Source organism: Allosediminivita pacifica (assembly GCF_003054175.1).
Taxonomy (GTDB): Bacteria; Pseudomonadota; Alphaproteobacteria; order Rhodobacterales; family Rhodobacteraceae; genus Allosediminivita; species Allosediminivita pacifica.
In genome coordinates, this window is the sequence record NZ_QBKN01000026.1 from 40115 (window position 1) to 56058 (window position 15944).

Below are 15944 nucleotides of genomic sequence, written 5' to 3' on the forward strand. Positions count from 1 at the left end.
CGCAAACCTATTACCACTTGCCGCGTACCGCTTACCGATACACGCACGCCACACGCCGCGTACCCATCACCGCACACCGCACACCGCATCCAGCAATATTGACACCGCAGGCCACGAGCTGCAATAAACCAGAAAGATCGCCGCAAACCGATTGCAGCACACCGCAAACTATAAGCCACAAATGGCAAACATCAGGCCGCAGGCCGCAGGCCGCAGGCCGCAGGCCGCCGGCCGCAGATAGAAGGACGACTTGCGATGATAGTCATCACGGCACTTTCGAGAAAAGGCGGCAGCGGAAAGACGACGCTGATGCGGGCGCTGGCCGACGCCGCCGTTTCCAACGGACATGAAACTCTGGCTATCGACGCGGATCCTCAAAAGGCGCTGTTCCGCTGGCATCAAGACCTTGGACGAGAAACGCCGGGACTGACCGTGAAGGAACTGGACGATCCGAACGCGCTCGAAGCAATGCTCGATGAAGCGGAAAAGACCGCTGCTTACGTCTTCATCGACACGCTGGGGGCAGGGGGCATGTGGGCCGATATTCTGGTTGAACAGAGCAACTTCCTGATCTGCCCGATGATGCCGAGTGAAACCGACGTGAAGATCACGCGCGACACCTACCAATACTATCGGCGGGCATGTGAGGCCGCAGATGATCCGTCCCTGATGCCCCCGTTCTCGGTCGTCTTGACCCGGATGCCGTCGAAGCCGACGAAATCTATGGTCCTTGCCGCTCAAGCTGCATTTGAAGCCTTCCCGGTCATTGATGAAATGTTCCTGGATCGGGCGCAGCACGGCGACGTGGATCGCGAAGGGCCAATGCACGAGCTGGCAGAAAAGCGGCGGAATGATCCTAACGCGCTCATGCGGGGCCACGCTCGGTATTACCTCGATGCACTGCGCGAAGCGCGCACGATCCTTGAGCAGATTGAGGCATCCCAATGAGCAGCGAATATCGTCGCAAGAAACCTCAGATCAAACGCCCGAATGTGGACCGCTCTCAAGGGTTCGGCGGGCAGTATGAAGCGGAGCCGACACCCGCACCGAAGCCGACTGACAGCGAAAAGAAGTCCAAACCGGAGGCGAAAGCTCCCAAAGAAGCCAAGGCGACGGAGACGCCGCCGACAGACACGCCACAATCCGGCTCGACGACCAGCGACGCAGCGGCAGAGCCGCAGGAGACGGCACCACCGCCGCAACCGCCACAGAAGCCCGTAGCAGACAAACCGGCGCCACAGGCGACGCGCAGCGCTTCTACGAAGCGCCCGAGACGGCAAACGGACGACAAGGAGCGCAAGCCGATGAAGAAAGTCGCCTTGACCGCTTACCCGAAGGAAGATCATCGCGCAGCGCTGGAAGCGGTTCAGTCCGATGCGGTCTCGATCATGGATATGGTCAAACTAGCGGGACGCCGCGCGCTCGCGCAGTTTGAACCGAAGGCAGAGTTTCAGGCCGCGCCCGACGTAGAGCGGATGGGATCGACACACCGCTACACAACAACGAAACACGTCAGTCAGCCGGTGCTTGAAAAGCTCCACGAGTCTATGAACCCGCTGGGCCTCAAGTCGGACAACGAAATGCTGCGCGGTCAGTTCGAGCCGCTGTTCTGGTCGGAGCTGGACTCGATCATCGAAGACGTGAAGAAGCGCAAAATGAAGTAGGGTAGGGGGCTTTCAGCCCCCGCGCCTACGGCGCTCCCCCGAGGATATTTTCGGAAAGATGATGGCAGGCCGGGGCCTAGCGGTTCAGAAACCGCGCGGCACTGAGACCGGCGCCGATGATGTAAGGGGGCAGGGTGAGAGAGTAGTGCCCGCAGTTCATCCGGTTGACCCGTGATCTGGCGCCGGAGCGGTCCAGCTCGGAAACCAGACGCTCCGAAAGAGCGGGCAGGACAACCTGGTCCCGCTCGGCCAGAACCATTTGCAGCTCAAGGCCGTGACGGGCCAGCTTGTCAGCGTAGCTCTCAAGGCTGAGCGGCGCCCAAGCGCCGCGTAGCTCGGCAAGCTCGATCTCACCTTCAAGGCTCGCGCGAATGTGGCGCGTGGCGCTGCCGGTCCAGACCATATCGGCAAGGCTCCCGGCAGTAAGAAACAGGGTAGCTTTCGCGACCGCGGGCTCGTGCGCGGCAAGTAAGCCAGCCACCCAAGACCCCAAGCTGATCCCAAGGACCGAGACCTTTGCATATCCGCGCCGCTGCAAGATGGCGGTGAGCTGCCGCCCGTCTAGCACGGCCTGGCGCATTGACTGGATCGTGCGGCCGAGGTTGGGGCTGAGCATGTGGTCGGCGTGCGAAGAGCCGGTGCGGCTGCGTTCGAGGTGATAGGGCATGGCGATCTCAACAACCGTGAAACCGCGCCATGCAAAGAAACGGGCGAGTTGGGCGTTGCGCGAAGTGGCGTTCCAGTGATGGAAGACGATCAGGGCATGATCGGATAAACCGGCCTCCGTCACCTTGGCCCGAACGGTGTTGTTTTCTGGCGTCTCGGTGGAAATGCTCGATAGGAAGCTGAGCCAGCCGTCTTCCCAATTCGCAGCGGGAGCGGCGTCGTCCAGACCATAGAAAGAGGCCGAGTCCGCGACTGCCTCGGCTGCCAATGCGCCAAACTCGGCCACGTTGGCCGCACCCTCAGATGCGGGAAACGCAAGGTCGGCACGGAGGTCGAGCCCCGTCACCTCCTTCACATCGTCGCTGCGTCGAGTGCGGCGCTCATCCCAGCGGTCCAGCCACCTATGATACATGCTGACGGCCCTCCTGCGTCTTGTAGCGAATGCCGAAACCAGGATCGAAGAGGCCATAGACGGCGACGATGAGTGCGAGCGCCAGCAGAATCGAGAAACCAGTCACCACGCCAACCAGCAAGTAAGCGATTCCGAGGAACAGCACAGCAACGGTCGTTCGCGCCAACGGCACATGGAACGGCGTGGTGAGCCCGATGCGGATGGCCCCGTAGAGATAGACGGCGCCCACCATGAGCGCGACCAGGAGGCTCGTGAAGTGGGTCGGCATACTATAGTCGCCCCAATCGACCGGGTCTCCGAAGCGGGTCATAATCGAGGCGGCGTCCAAGAAGAGCCAATGCCAGACGCTCGGGGCGGCGGTGACGACATACAGGCTCTCTAGCTTCATGCACATGGCGACTAGGAGCCCGGCGACCGAGGCGCGGAAAATCCCGCGCATGATCCTCGAGCCCGCCGCTTGAGCCTCGCGCGAGCGTGCAACGTTCGGTTGCCGCTCCAAGGTCTTGCCGATCTGCGCGAAGTCCTCGGCCACGGTCGAAAGCAGGATCAGGCCCGCGATGAACAGGTAGAAGCACAGGGACATATAGAAATATGCAGCCCCGGTGAACGCGACTTGCTCGATGATGCCGATCTCGTCAGGGCGGGCGATAGCCAGAGAACCCCAGTCTATCGCGTAGTCGCCGCCACCGTTCAGCACCGGCAGCAGGCGGACACCGACCCACTGGAAGACGCCAGCGAAACCCACGCAGAGCAGGAAGACCGCCCAATATGTGTAGGATGTTGCCTCGACCCTCCGCATCCAGTCATCGGGGCGGTCGCTCTCGATGATATGGGACAGCAGCGCGCAGCGGCCCCCATTCTTCCAGTTTGCCACCTGATCGACCACGAAGGCGAAGAAGAGGGGCATGAAGACGATGAAGAGGAAGGTCCAGTTGGGAGCCCAAAGGAACCCGACCTGCTTGGTGATCCCGTCCTCGCGCACGTATGTGACGCTGTGGATCGACAGGAAGTAGGAGATGAATTGGAGGGCGACGGCCCCCGCGAAGACCGAAGCGGGAAGGTTGAGGGGTGATCCGCGACTGAAAATCCCTTCCGAGACGCGGGCGAGACTGAACCCCTGGCGGGCATCTTCGGCCCGCGTCGGTCTCGGCTCGTCATCTGGCGTCCGATCGTCCTTCTCGGTGTCGTGGCGAGTCTCCTTCTGACGCCGCGCGCGCCGCCGGGCGGTCAACCGGGCCTGGGACTTGCTCAATGCGGCTTGCCACGCACTCGCGCCCTCCGGATCATTGCAGCCTAGCACCCTGGCAAGCCACCGAATGTTTTTGGTGCTAATCCCCTTCTCGTTGTCCTCGAACCAGAGCTGGACCGTGCGCAGCTCGATCCCGGCGCGGTTGGCGTCGATCTGCGAAATCGCCTCGGCCAGCAGTTCGGGCGTCCACGGTCCCTGCGGGCACCCGTCGCTGTCGGCGGGGCGCCCGACACCCTCGGCCGCAACACGGGAGAAAAGCGTCTTGAAATCGTCGTCGCCACCGTCCGGGGGGACAAAATATTTGTCGTTCTTAATCAATGCCCTATGCGAATATATTTCGTTCCGTTTCGTCTCCATTCGTAGTAGGACGTGATCTAGTGGGCGGTTAAAAGGCATCCAATGTGCAGGCAAGGTAGTGGCGATCACACGCTCATTACCGCCAGCGCAGCCGGTCATGGTTGCGCCAGGGAGGCCACCGGCGGAAGGAGGGCAGCAAGACCCCGCCGCCTCACCACGAAGGAGGCCGCAGAATGGCGAAGACAAAAAAGACACACGGAGAGGTTGTCGGGAAAATTATGACCCGCGAGGCCCGCGAGCATGTCGGCTACCTCTACGAGTGGAACACGGGCGAACGTCAGCACGCTTGGTTCAGTGAACCTGTGACTGATTTCGTGTTCGAGGAATTGGAGACCTCCAATGCTAAGCGTCTGGAAAAGGTGTAGCGCGCTCGGGCTGGCAACTTGGCTTGGGCTACTTGGCGCAGCTCCGGCGAGCGCTTGGCAGCATGACTTCGAGCGTGGCGTCGATCTCTACCGCGTTGCCTCTGGCGGCGCGGTCCTCTCCTTAGTTTGCGACCCGAACAAGGTCTACGGCGATCAATCGGAAAGCGCTCTCATGGTTCAGCTCGGGGCTGATGACGACTTCAGCGGGCAGGTTCGGATCGCATTTCCCGACGAGACAGTGATCGACGTGCAAGCGGAGCGCGGGCGCGTCGCCAAGCGGGTTGTTGCAGCCGAGACTTGGGGGACGTTGCTCGATGGCCTGCGCGAGCATGACACGCTCGAACTGACGATGAAGGGCAGCGCCCGTAGGATCGAGACGGGCGAGGGCCAGAAATTCACCTGCAACTGATCGCGGCCGCGAAAGCGGCCATCGGCGCGATAGCGCCGGGACGGGCCGGGGCAGGGCGCGAGACCTGCCCCGGCCCGTTCATTTCAAGGGCGGCTCTTACCTCGATCCCGCCCTGCCTGACGTGGGCATGAAAAAGCGCGGCCCCGGAGGGCCGCGCCGGCTGCATCAAGCGGTGGGAGGTACCGCCTATGCGGCCGCCTGCGCGACGGGTGCCTCGCGGCTCGCCTTTTCGGTAATGTAGTCCACGGCCTTCTGAGCTTCGGACGCGGCTCGGAAGATCGCGCGCTTGTCGTCCTTCATGGCTTGCAGCCAGCCTTCGACATACGCGGCGGACTGATCGAACTCGGGTTCAACACCGATCTGCACGCCCAACATGCAAGCGCCGATCTCCGCGACTAATTCCTCGAAGGCGTAGGCTTTCCGGTCATTGAACCGCTTGAAGCGTTCCAGCCGCTTGTCGGCCCCGGTCCAATGGGTCAGCTCGTGGGCGAGCGTCCCGTAGTAGCCTTGCGCGGCGTGGAACGTTGCAATTGGCGGCATCTGAATCACGTCGCGGCGGAGGTCGTAGAAGGCGCGCGGCTGGTCGCTCGTCTCGATGATCGCACCGGAGCGGGCAAAGAAAGCCTCAAGCTCGGGGTCGGCCTCGGTGCCAAGGTCGCGCTGCGGCTCGGGCCGAATATAGAACTCATCGGCCAAGCCCTCGATCTGGTCGGCGTTGAAAACGCGGTAAGCGCGGCAATAAGGGATGCGCTGCTCGTCGCCGTCCTCGTTCTCCTTTTCGATGGTCCCATATTTGACCACCGTTGCGGATTTCTCGCCCTTGCTGACCTGCCCGCCAAGCTCCTGCGCCTGCCGGTAGGTCATCCAGCGCGCGGACGTGTACCCCTTCGCGGAAGCGGTCGCCCACAACATGAGGACATTGATGCCGCGATATTCTTCGGCGTTGAACCGCAGGGGCATATGCGCGCCACCACCGCCACCGGTCCACGGCTTGCGCCACGGCCGCGTGCCCGCCTCGATCTGCGCAATGATTTCGTTGGTGACGTGCTGATAAACATCGAACTTCGCCTTAGCCATTTGTGGCCTCCTTCGTGGTGATCCCCGTTCGGTCTTGGTGCCGAAAATCGAGGCTGGGTTTCTGGCGAGGACCGCGAAGCGGCCCTCTCCTGAAAGCCTGCCTCCCGGCGAGGGCAGGAGGGGGGCCCACGCAAGGTTGCCGACAAGGAAGGGGGGGAGGGGGATCACCCGGCGACGCAGCCCGGAGCGCAGTGGAGGGACCGTCGTTGGGGACACCCCCCCCTGACGCCGCTCGGTGGCCTTGCGTGGGGGAACCGGCGGTTCCCTGATCGGGCAGGGCGCGCTCGCGCGACCTGGCCCAAGTATGCGGGCGGCGTTCGGCTTGTCCGAACCCCCCGCCTGACGTGATCGCCGCGCTCGCGCGGGGATCTCCAAACCCGCACAAGCGACCGTCACCCGAATGGGCCGAGACAGACCGGCCCGGGCGACCATGCGGCGGCCGCGCCGGCGTGCGGCTCGGGACGAGACGCACGCCGGCGCACCTGGGCCGCAGGGAGAACGGGACGGGCAGGCTCGGGGAGGACCGAAGGGACGACTAGGGCGCGGTCCCCTCGCTCGCGCGGGATGGGCCATGCCCCGCTTTCCGGTCTCGCGCGAAATGCCATCACTCCCTCAGACTTGAAAGCACCCCGGCCAGATGCCATCATAATCGACAATTTGCCATCACACCGGAGGTCATCATGGCGAACATGACGGTAAGGAACCTGCCGGACGAGATTCACGACCGCCTCCGCGCACAAGCCAAGTCGAACAAGCGGAGCCTGGAAGCCGAAGTGCGCTCGATCCTCGTGCAATCAGCCATCGCATCGAGCGACGGAGGGTTCGGCCATCGCATCCGCGAACGCTACGGCCGCTACCTGGGCGACGACCTTTCGGTGGAAAGAGACCAGACGATGAGCCAACCGGGCCTCTTCGATTGATTATCCTCGACACGAACGTGATTTCGGAGACGCAGAAGAAAGCGCCCGACGATGCCGTGATGGACTGGCTCGACGCGCAGGACCCCACGAACCTCTATCTCAGCACGATCACGGCGGCGGAGCTGGTGTTCGGGGTCCAGTCGATACCGGAAGGCAAGCGGCGTGACGGTCTGGCACAGGCCGTGGCGGGAATCCTCGAGGAAGACTTCGCGGGCCGTCTGCTGCCGTTTGATGAGGCGGCGGCGTGGGTCTACGGCGAGCGGATCGCAGCCGCGCTCAAGCGCGGCTGCGCGATCTCGATGGCGGACGGGCAGATTGCGGCGATCGCGCTCTCGCGACCGGGGGCGATGGTCGCGACACGCGACCGGACGCCCTTCGTAGCCCTCGGTGCGGACGTTCTCGATCCGTGGGCGCTCGGCGGGCCGGGACGCCGGTAGTCGTCCTGCCCGGCCTCGACGGCCGGCGGGGCGACCCGGCGCGAGCTGAGAGCTACCGCCCCAAGATAGTCCACGGTTCTTGTGGATATGAGGGGGGCTGTCTGCCCCCGCGCCCTTGGCGCCCCCGAGGATTTTTTCGGAACGATGATCGGGCGCTGGCGGCAAAGCCGCGGTGCTTGGGCGATAAAAGGGCGGCCGTGGACCTATTCGCTCAAACGCGCACACGCTGCTGGAGCCGCGCATACAGACGCACTGCCGGCTGATGTTCGAGTTCAACCACTACCGAGAAATTCTGGGCAACTTCTTGGGGCTCGGCCCAGCCGCCGGCGCAACGGACTACAAGAAAATATTCATCACCGTAGCCTGACGTGTCTTGGACAAAGGTCTTCGCTGCGGTTTGCAGCGTCTGCCCGTCCCGGCTGTTTGGACCAGGCTCGAGTCCGCACTTGAACCTGTTCGGAATATTGGGCGGATCCCCTTCGTCGGCCGTTCTCGAGCGGAAATGTGAGAATACTTCGGCGGAGGGGCAACCGCGCAGCAGCCGGAAGTTCATCTTCGTGCCGATGTACTCTGCGCGGGTCCGCCTGACAGGGGGATCGAACGCCAGAGACACGCGGATCGTGCGGCGACCGTTCCCCTGAAACTCCAACGGCACCGGCACGCGATAAACCGCGAAATGGTTGATACTGAGGCGATCCTCCGCATACAGCACCACCCGGTGATCGTCGGAATAGGCGGCCCGCAACGTGTCTACCATCCCGTGGCCGCAGACGCGTGCTTGGTCCGCAGCATCCATACCTGCCAGGCGACGGGCGCATGCGTCGGGAACGCTGGATGCCCCCGCAAGAAGTGCCCGGATCAGGTTCGCGGAAGCTGTCGGGAACAGCCGCAAGAGTTCCGCGGCTTTGTTGGCGAGCAGCGGCGCAGCGTAGGAGGTGCCCATACCGCTTGTCAGAAGCTGCCTAGTGAATTCATGGTTCAGCGTGATGACGCCGGCTTCCGGAATGTGCGGTGCCGACTGCAGCCGGGCTGAGGGAGCGTCAAAAACCAGCGTTCCGCCAATGTCAGCGAAATCGGGTTTGCGGATACCGCCTGCGCCAGGCCCCGAGCGCGAGAAGGGAGACGGCTCGAGGGCCTGAGTGATCGGCCGGATATGGGCATCCCGTTCATGCCTCGCTCCGAGACCGGTCCCGTTGGCCAATGCCCCAACTGTGATGACGTTACTGGCTCCGGCCGGTTCGCAGAGCCGGTTCGCCGCCTCGAGCAGATATGCCGGGTATTCCGTGATGGCCTGCTCGACTGACGATCCGCCGCGCGGGGCACGATTGCCGGCGGACACAAATATCAGCACGTCGAGTTCGCGTGCCAGTTCATCGAGCGTTGCCGCCCAAGGGCCGACCCGTCCGGGTTCGTTACGTGCGCGGACATCCCCGAGCGAGATGACGAAAAGGCGGCAGTTATGGTCCCGATGCAGCTGAGTAATTGCCTCGCGCATCTGACGCGGGAGCGTCCGGCGCTCATAAAAGGCACCGCTGTCCTGCACCACTTTCGCGGACACCAGCTGACCGGCCGGTTGCAGCCTTCCGTCCCTCAGCCGGTCTCTCAGGTCGCCGAACAGAGCAACGCCACCGACCCGCGTGCCGTGGCCCCAGACATCGGCTGTCCCGAGTTCTGCCGGGAACGCTCTTCGTTCGGCGACGAGCCCTTCTAGGAAGGGATGCTCGTTGAGACCGCTGTCCAGCACACCGATGACCGGAGCGCCGGCCTCCGGCGGCAGAATCTCCGGCGCGTCCTCGAGGGTCATCTGCACAAAGTCAGACGCTTCGAGGTCCGGCTCGGGCGGCAGATCAATGAATGCCACCTCGGGCACGGCCAGAAGCGGCCGTAGCACCCGTCCGGGAGCCCGTACCCGCATCATCGTAATCGACGGACCTATGTAGACATCGAAGACTTCCGCATCGCTGCCGGTGATGAAGTCCTCAATTTCCCGGGCCTTACGCTCCCGCGCAGGCCGTCCGCCGAAGTCCCAGAGCTCAATATCGACCGTGTAAGCCTCGTTGCTTACCAGGTCGTCAGCTTCGCTGAACCCGGCTTCCCTGAAACGAATACCGAGCCGATCGCGGGGCGTAAGTGTGCCGACATCCTCGATCCGCGTGACGAATCCTTCATAGCGTCTCCCCCGCTGGCCTTCCGGAACAGGCCCGTCATACGCTTCGAGCCGCTGCAGAAACGCGGAGAGATCGCCTTCGGATGAGAACAGGACGATGTTGCGGTCTTCGTCGCTGGACAAAAGCGTCAGGCCGAGCGCTTCCCAGTCCTCTTCGAGCAGCATCCCCTGCATCTGCACCCGCAGGATCAGCGAAGGATCAACGAACTGAGGCGGCCGGCTTTCCTGCTGGGTCCGCACGGCTTCTTCAACCTGCCTGCGAACGCGGCCGCCATAACCGCCGTCACGGGATGGTATCGGGCCGGGAAAGCCGGTTTTACGCCGTTCCATCGTCTCCGGCAGCCGCAGAAGCGGCAGATGCTGATGACGCGGCACGGCTTACTCCCCGGCCTGCGCTTCCAGCTTATGTTTGCGGGTCAGCCGTCGCCTCGCATCCCGCATCGCTTCACGGAAGTCCTTGTCCGAAACTGCTCTGTTGCCGCCGAGGACCGACAGCTTCATTGCCTGGACGCAAACCCGCTCGAGGTCTGCATAGGAATACCCCAGAAGCTGGTCGGCATAACCGGCCGGATCAAAGGACGCCCGGACATTGCGGAAAGCATGGACCAAGTATTTGCGCACCATCGCAGCGTCCGGCGCATCGAACCAGACGATTTCATCGAACCGCCGCCACACGGCCGGATCGAGATGGCCGTCCAGATTGGTTGCCGCAATCAGAAAGCCGCCTGGCTGAATCTGTTCGATGAAGATCAGCAGGCTGTTGACCACACGGCGGAGCTCGCTGTGTTCGCCGGCTTCCTCGCGGGAGCGGGCAATCGCATCAAACTCATCGAAAAACAGCACGCAGGGCTGACGGCGGGCGAATTCAAACGTCTTGCGGATATTCGTCGCGGTCTCGCCCAGATAGGAGGAAATCAGACTGTCGAGCCGGACATGAAAGAAGGGAAGGCCGAGTTCATTGGCGAAGACTTCGGCACAGAGGGTCTTGCCGGTGCCGGGCGGCCCGCAGAACAACAGCTTGGACCGCACCGGCAGCCCGTGACGCCTGATCCGGTCCGCCTGCCGGAATTCCCGGATTAGCCCGAGGAAGAGTTCAGTGTTCTCCGGAGAGAGCAGAATATCCTGAGGGCCGTGCGCCGGCTCTACCCGCTGGATGAAGTCATTGGCCTCATCCGGGAACGGAACCAGACGCGAAAGTCCGCCGGCAGGTCGCGCGACCGCCCCGATATTGTCCAACGTCTTACGCAGACTGCGTGCCAGAACGCGATTATTCTTCTTCTCCTCTTCGGAGATTATCTGCTCGACAACCGCGCGGAATTCTTCCTCGTGGCCGTAGCTGGCGAGCAGCTTTTTCATCAGCTCACCGCGTGCCATAATGCCTCCCTTTTGCGCGATTCTACTCTGAAAACAACGCCCTGAACAGAAAAATGGAGCCGATGCCGCGGCCTTGGGGCCGCATCTCTGGCCAGGTAGCAAAGATGCAGCATCTCAGGCTACCCTTCTGGCTGCGGCATAGCCCCGCCCTTCGCCGGGATGCGGCTCGTGCTCACCTTTGAGGCCGGCATATTTCTTTGGTAGGCTCTTCACGGACTCAGCTTCCGGGCAGTCGTCGCGGAACGGCGGTTCGAGTTCCAACGCTCCCCCGTGGTGCATGTTTCCGAGCAGCTGCTCCCTGATCGCGCGTGCCATCACTTCGGCCAGCACTGAGGGCACCGCGTTTCCAACCAGACGCTGGATGTCGCCGCGGCTTCCCTTAAGGGTCACGTTGTCAGGAAATGTCTGCAGGCGGCAGAGTTCGCGTGATGATAATTTCCGGTTCTTCCAGTGGAAGGGTCCAGTCGCGGAGCCGGGCTGCGCCTGGATTGTCCAGGACGGCCTGTCCTTTGCCAGCTTGAGCAGAAAGTTCCAGTACCGCCTGCGCCAGCCGAACAGTGGTTCACCGCCCCCGCGTTCGGTATGCCAGAGATAATTCTGTCCTTCCGGAATCGTCGGGAGCAGATCGGCCCATTTGCCCGTCATCTTGAGGCCCGTCTCGTTCGGCCGCTCCGGGAGGTCGCCAAGTGCATCCCAGACGGAATGATGCCGCGCTATGCGTCCAGGGCCATGTGTCGGCTCCGGAAACTGAAACTCCCGGCCATCCCGGCTTCCGATCATCACGACCCGTTCGCGCATTTGCGGAGCCCCGTAGTCGGCCGCGTTCACGATCTGCCACGAGACCCGGTAGTCCGTGCCGTGAAGCTTGTTAATTGCCGCAACGCCATCGAGCACCCGCTCCAGGCCTTCCGATTTTCCCTTGAAGGCGAGACCCGGGACATTCTCAAGCAAAAAGGCCTTCGGCCGGGTGTCTCGCAGCACGCGCAGATAGGCGTCCAGTGTATCCGCCCGCGGATCGTCCAACCGGCGGGCATCCCCCTTGGCCCAGTAACCCGATTTCGAGAAAGGCTGACACGGCGGCCCGCCGATCAGCACGTCAGCGCTGCCGGCTTCCAAGTCGGCAGCGCTGAGGATCGCATCTGATCCGAAGTCGTGAATGTCCCCCTCAAGGACGGGCCAGTCACGATTTGAGCGCAAGTTTGCGCAGCATGCCTTGCTCATCTCGACGGCAACCGCCGTTGCGAAGCCGGCAGCCTCAAAGCCGAAGTCGAGCCCCCCTGCGCCCGTATAAAGAGAAATTACCCGGTACATCTGCACGCTTCTTGTTGCTATCAGTTGTCTCGTCCATACAATATATGGAAGGTCAAACCAAGGTTAGGTCGCATATATTGTATCGTCAATACAAAAGAGGGCAGGTGTGATTATCATTCATCTCCGGCAGGCGCTTGACGCCTACGAAGCCCGGACCGGTGAGCGCCTGACGCATGAAGACTTGGCTGCGCGGACTGGCCTGTCCCGCGCGACACTTGACTCAATCGCTTCCCGGCGCGGGTACAACGCCAGCCTCAGGGCGGTGGACGCGATCTGCCGCGCACTGCGCTGCTCGCCCGATGAACTCCTCGAGCTTACTGATGACGATATGCCGGAGGCGACATGAGCGGACGTGAGGATGTCCTAAAATGGCTGCGGGGTCTGTGTGATGCATACGAGTTGGCCCCGGTCGCAATCTTCCGGCGAAAAGGCGATCATGCCTGGCCGTTGAGCGCATCCGACGCGTCGGACCTCGAGCAGAAGCTTGAAGCCGGCGGGCATTTTCTTCCGCTCCCGAAAGAGTCAGCGGCGCTCGCCAACATTATGGAGGTGTCTCTGGTCGATTATCTGCTGGAAGCAGTATCAACCCTCAATGACGTAGAACTCCAGCGCGGTACTGAACGCGGCTATCCCGACCTCGAACTCTCGGGCAGCCGTTTCGGCGACCGGCCCTATGCGGTTGATGTGAAGGCTGCCCGCCGGAAGGTCGGAGCACGGGGGCGCGTGAACCCGCGCAAGACCCAGAGCCGCATCACGCTCTACACCGGTAACACTTATTTCAAGTACCCGCAGCTGCACTGGCCCAACACGTTCCGTCCCTTCCAGGACTATGAGGCGCACCTCGATATCATTGCTATCTACACGTTGGACGAGAGCCGCCCGTCCCGGATCGCGGACCTCGAGCTGATCGTGCAGGAATCGTGGAAGATCGGTTCGAGGCAGCGTTCTTCCACCACTCGCGAATATATCGGCGCGGTGGATGACATTCCGCGATTACGCGCCGGTGAAGGTGACTTTGACACAGAACAGGCATTCTACAAATTCTGGCGCAACTACCCCTTCAAGATTGGGGTGTCGGTGGCCAAGCAATTGGAGAAGCTCCTGCATCAGCGAAATCGTGATTGAGGCTAGATTTGTCTGTCCAATCTCACATTTCCGTATTTCTTTCGGATGCAGCACAGCCCAGGCGCCTTGCCGCAGTCGGGGCAGCGCGCGGCCAGAACAGGGTGACGGTGGGCGCGAAAATCAGGCATCGGGGTGATCCTCCTTCGGATGGGGCAGGGCGCTCGCGCGCCCTGCCTGTCGATCTCAGGCCATGCCCTCGGGCAGCCACTTGGCGATCCGCTCGGCCTGTGCCTCGGTCACGCTGACCGTCTCGCGCCTCTCGGCATCGGTAAAGAGCTTTTCGAGCCGGTCGGCCTTCTCGCCCTTTTTCAGCTTCGCGAAGCTGGTCGCGGTCGGGTGATCTTCGGAAAGGTCCAGAAGCTCGCACCACAGGGCATTGAGGTAGGGGCCGCCCACGCGGCTGAAAAAGTTGGCAGCGGTCGGGGTCCAGACTTCGCGAATGTCGGTCCCGGCCTCCTTATCGACCAGCGCGCCCAGCTTCTCGTCGCCCACACTGATGAGGGCGGCAAGGTGGCGGGTCAGTTCCGCCATGATGTGATCCTGCCCCCGCTTCCGGAAGGCCCGGAAGCCTTTGGCGAGGTCCGAATTGAACGGATCGGAGGGCCGGTCGGCGGGCGTCGTCAGCCGCTTGTCGAGCGTGTAGCCCTCGGCCTCGGTGGTCGGAAAGTTCGGCACTTCATCTTCGCGGAGTCCAAGGGCGCGGCGATACCCCATCTTGCCGGTCATCTGGTAGGCCAGCAGGGACAGGATCAGCTCAGGATCGCGGAGCATGGCGTGCTGCCGTGCGCCGGTTGCCACGCGGGTAAGATCGTCGGCCAGCTTTGCGGAAATGGGCGATTTCGGTGCGTCGTCCTCGGTCGTGTGGCGGGACGGATGGATCAGCCCGGCTTTAATAGCCGCTGCCTTGTGTTCCTTGCGCACAAGCCCCTCAGTGGAGCGAAGCTCTCCCCGCTGATCGACGTAGACGATCACGCCGGAATGCGCCCTCTGCTCGTCGGTGAACGTGCCTTCGAGGATCGCGTGAAGCTCCAAGAGTTCAGCGTCTCCGGCCTCGTCCAGCTCGTCGCGGGTCGAAAGCTCGGCCAGTTCGTCATACCGCTCCGATTGGTCGGGCGTCAGAACCCCATCCTCACGATAGAGTCGGGCCATCTTGGCGTCCTCGATCTGGAAGCATCCGATATAGGGGTCGGCGGTTGCCTCTGCCCACTTCCAGCCATCAGCGGTGCGCTCTTGCGCGGCCTCGTTCAGTTTCGCGGTGAAAACCGCGTCCAGAATGCCGGGATCATCCAGAAGCGTTTCATCTGCAAAGAGGTCGCCGCTGATCCGGCCTCCCTCAGCTTTGTAGGCGTCCAGCCCGACAAAAATCACTCGGCGGTCGGTATCGCGGATGCTCTCGGGCTTGAGAGCCTGCTTAATCCGGTAATCGCTGAGGTTCCGGCCTCGACACTCTTCCAGCACTTCGAGGGTGCGGGCTTCGTCGGTGCTGATCGTAAAGCAAGCGGCCATGCCAAGGCTGATCTCATTCCCAGCGAGGGCGTCGATCACAGCGTCGGGCAAGCCTGCCAGCGCGAGCCTCCGGTAGACGTGCTTTTCCGTCACCGCGAAGGCGCGGGCGATCACTGCGGGAGTGGCCCCGCCCTGCTCCATTTTGCCATAGGCGCGGATTTCGTCGGCGGGGTGCAGGTTGCGCCGCGCGGCATTTTCGGCAACCGCCCACGCCTGCGCGGTCGTCTGGTCGGGGGCGATCTTCACCGTTGGGTGCGTCAGATCTGGGTTCTTCGCCCCGCTCTCGGGATAGTGCTGCGCAAGGTATTGCAGGGCGCGGAGCCTCCGACCCCCGGCGACGATTTGGACGCCGCCCTGTCCATCCTCGACCCCGGCCATGTTCTGAATGAGGCCCGCCGTCCTGATGCTCTCTGCCAGTTCGGCAATCTCGTCCTCGGGGACGTGTTGGCGGGGGTTCATGGGCGAAAGGCTGAGGCTATCCAGTGCGAAACGGCCTTCGGTGGCGTCGATGGTCTGGTGCTTGGTCATCGGTCTTTTCCTTCGTGGTGATCCCCGTTCGGTCTTGGTGCCGAAAATCGAGGCTGGGTTTCTGGCGAGGACCGCGAAGCGGCCCTCTCCTGAAAGCCTGCCTCCCGGCGAGGGCAGGAGGGGGGCCCACGCAAGGTTGCCGACAAGGAAGGGGGGGAGGGGGATCACCCGGCGACGCAGCCCGGAGCGCAGTGGAGGGACCGTCGTTGGGGACACCCCCCCTGACGCCGCTCGGTGGCCTTGCGTGGGGGAACCGGCGGTTCCCTGATCGGGCAGGGCGCGCTCGCGCGACCTGGCCCAAGTATGCGGGCGGCGTTCGGCTTGTCCGAACCCCCCGCCTGACGTGATCGCCGCGCTCGCGCGGGGATCTCCAAACT

The 15944-nt window shown here is 62.9% G+C and carries 15 protein-coding genes; 8 read left to right on the forward strand and 7 right to left on the reverse strand.

Annotated features, from left to right (window positions below):
- Positions 1-255: 255 nt before the first annotated feature.
- Together C8N44_RS17825 and C8N44_RS23175 are read left to right on the forward strand one after the other, a co-directional pair.
- Entirely contained in the window at positions 256-948 is a 693-nt protein-coding gene (locus C8N44_RS17825; RefSeq protein ID WP_107978132.1) for a nucleotide-binding protein, read from the forward strand.
- Positions 945-1664 (forward strand): hypothetical protein, encoded by a 720-nt coding sequence (locus C8N44_RS23175; RefSeq protein ID WP_146178865.1) that lies wholly within the window; start codon positions 945-947, stop codon positions 1662-1664. Before C8N44_RS17825 ends, C8N44_RS23175 begins: the two co-directional genes overlap by 4 nt.
- A gap of 76 nt (positions 1665-1740) precedes the next feature.
- On the opposite strand, the gene C8N44_RS17835 is transcribed toward C8N44_RS23175, so the two are convergent.
- Both C8N44_RS17835 and C8N44_RS17840 read right to left on the reverse strand, forming a co-directional pair.
- A complete protein-coding gene (locus C8N44_RS17835; protein WP_107978134.1) occupies positions 1741-2742 on the reverse strand; it encodes an alpha/beta hydrolase family protein in 1002 nt (333 codons plus the stop codon).
- The gene (locus C8N44_RS17840; protein WP_107978135.1) at positions 2732-4309 is read right to left on the reverse strand and encodes an RcgA family putative transporter; all 1578 of its coding nucleotides are present in this window, start codon (positions 4307-4309) and stop codon (positions 2732-2734) included. The genes C8N44_RS17835 and C8N44_RS17840 overlap by 11 nt, the downstream gene beginning before the upstream one ends.
- Positions 4310-4521: 212 nt before the next feature.
- Here C8N44_RS17840 and C8N44_RS17845 point away from each other — a divergent pair, with 212 nt between their 5' ends.
- A complete protein-coding gene (locus C8N44_RS17845) occupies positions 4522-4713 on the forward strand; it encodes a hypothetical protein (protein WP_107978136.1) in 192 nt (63 codons plus the stop codon).
- Positions 4688-5122 carry a hypothetical protein gene (locus C8N44_RS23180; protein ID WP_146178866.1) on the forward strand — a complete coding sequence of 145 codons (435 nt, stop codon included), beginning with the start codon at positions 4688-4690 and terminating at the stop codon, positions 5120-5122. Before C8N44_RS17845 ends, C8N44_RS23180 begins: the two co-directional genes overlap by 26 nt.
- A gap of 186 nt (positions 5123-5308) precedes the next feature.
- On the opposite strand, the gene C8N44_RS17855 is transcribed toward C8N44_RS23180, so the two are convergent.
- Entirely contained in the window at positions 5309-6199 is an 891-nt protein-coding gene (locus C8N44_RS17855; protein ID WP_107978138.1) for an ArdC family protein, read from the reverse strand.
- A gap of 680 nt (positions 6200-6879) precedes the next feature.
- On the opposite strand from C8N44_RS17855, the gene C8N44_RS17860 reads away from it, so the two are divergent.
- Positions 6880-7119 carry a FitA-like ribbon-helix-helix domain-containing protein gene (locus C8N44_RS17860; RefSeq protein WP_107978139.1) on the forward strand — a complete coding sequence of 80 codons (240 nt, stop codon included), beginning with the start codon at positions 6880-6882 and terminating at the stop codon, positions 7117-7119.
- Complete coding sequence (locus tag C8N44_RS17865; protein WP_107978140.1) at positions 7116-7556, forward strand: type II toxin-antitoxin system VapC family toxin; 441 nt, start codon at positions 7116-7118, stop codon at positions 7554-7556. Before C8N44_RS17860 ends, C8N44_RS17865 begins: the two co-directional genes overlap by 4 nt.
- 211 nt (positions 7557-7767) lie before the next feature.
- Here the strand turns inward: C8N44_RS17865 and C8N44_RS17870 are convergent, their stop codons facing one another.
- The 3 genes from C8N44_RS17870 to C8N44_RS17880 form a co-directional block, all read right to left on the reverse strand.
- Complete coding sequence (locus tag C8N44_RS17870) at positions 7768-10098, reverse strand: S8 family peptidase (RefSeq protein ID WP_244641190.1); 2331 nt, start codon at positions 10096-10098, stop codon at positions 7768-7770.
- Positions 10099-10101: 3 nt separating this feature from the next.
- Positions 10102-11097: an AAA family ATPase gene (locus C8N44_RS17875; RefSeq protein WP_107978142.1), complete on the reverse strand. Its 996-nt coding sequence runs from the start codon at positions 11095-11097 to the stop codon at positions 10102-10104.
- 114 nt (positions 11098-11211) lie between these two features.
- Positions 11212-12408: a DNA cytosine methyltransferase gene (locus C8N44_RS17880; RefSeq protein ID WP_107978143.1), complete on the reverse strand. Its 1197-nt coding sequence runs from the start codon at positions 12406-12408 to the stop codon at positions 11212-11214.
- A 106-nt stretch (positions 12409-12514) separates the two neighbouring features.
- Between C8N44_RS17880 and C8N44_RS17885 the strand changes: the two genes are divergently transcribed.
- On the forward strand, positions 12515-12754 hold the full coding sequence (locus C8N44_RS17885; RefSeq protein ID WP_158274084.1) for a helix-turn-helix domain-containing protein: 240 nt from the start codon (positions 12515-12517) through the stop codon (positions 12752-12754).
- The gene (locus C8N44_RS17890) at positions 12751-13533 is read left to right on the forward strand and encodes a type II restriction endonuclease (RefSeq protein ID WP_107978145.1); all 783 of its coding nucleotides are present in this window, start codon (positions 12751-12753) and stop codon (positions 13531-13533) included. The genes C8N44_RS17885 and C8N44_RS17890 overlap by 4 nt, the downstream gene beginning before the upstream one ends.
- Before the next feature lie 183 nt (positions 13534-13716).
- Here the strand turns inward: C8N44_RS17890 and C8N44_RS17895 are convergent, their stop codons facing one another.
- Entirely contained in the window at positions 13717-15567 is a 1851-nt protein-coding gene (locus C8N44_RS17895; protein ID WP_107978146.1) for a ParB/RepB/Spo0J family partition protein, read from the reverse strand.
- Positions 15568-15944: the final 377 nt, after the last annotated feature.

Bases quoted from the DNA above. Each gene is read 5' to 3' on its own strand.
- C8N44_RS17825 (WP_107978132.1), top strand. From the start codon at position 256: ATGATAGTCATCACGGCACTTTCGAGAAAAGGCGGCAGCGGAAAGACG.
- C8N44_RS23175 (WP_146178865.1), top strand. From the start codon at position 945: ATGAGCAGCGAATATCGTCGCAAGAAACCTCAGATCAAACGCCCGAAT.
- C8N44_RS17835 (WP_107978134.1), bottom strand. From the start codon at position 2,742: ATGTATCATAGGTGGCTGGACCGCTGGGATGAGCGCCGCACTCGACGC.
- C8N44_RS17845 (WP_107978136.1), top strand. From the start codon at position 4,522: ATGGCGAAGACAAAAAAGACACACGGAGAGGTTGTCGGGAAAATTATG.
- C8N44_RS23180 (WP_146178866.1), top strand. From the start codon at position 4,688: ATGCTAAGCGTCTGGAAAAGGTGTAGCGCGCTCGGGCTGGCAACTTGG.
- C8N44_RS17855 (WP_107978138.1), bottom strand. From the start codon at position 6,199: ATGGCTAAGGCGAAGTTCGATGTTTATCAGCACGTCACCAACGAAATC.
- C8N44_RS17860 (WP_107978139.1), top strand. From the start codon at position 6,880: ATGGCGAACATGACGGTAAGGAACCTGCCGGACGAGATTCACGACCGC.
- C8N44_RS17875 (WP_107978142.1), bottom strand. From the start codon at position 11,097: ATGGCACGCGGTGAGCTGATGAAAAAGCTGCTCGCCAGCTACGGCCAC.
- C8N44_RS17880 (WP_107978143.1), bottom strand. From the start codon at position 12,408: ATGTACCGGGTAATTTCTCTTTATACGGGCGCAGGGGGGCTCGACTTC.
- C8N44_RS17890 (WP_107978145.1), top strand. From the start codon at position 12,751: ATGAGCGGACGTGAGGATGTCCTAAAATGGCTGCGGGGTCTGTGTGAT.
- C8N44_RS17895 (WP_107978146.1), bottom strand. From the start codon at position 15,567: ATGACCAAGCACCAGACCATCGACGCCACCGAAGGCCGTTTCGCACTG.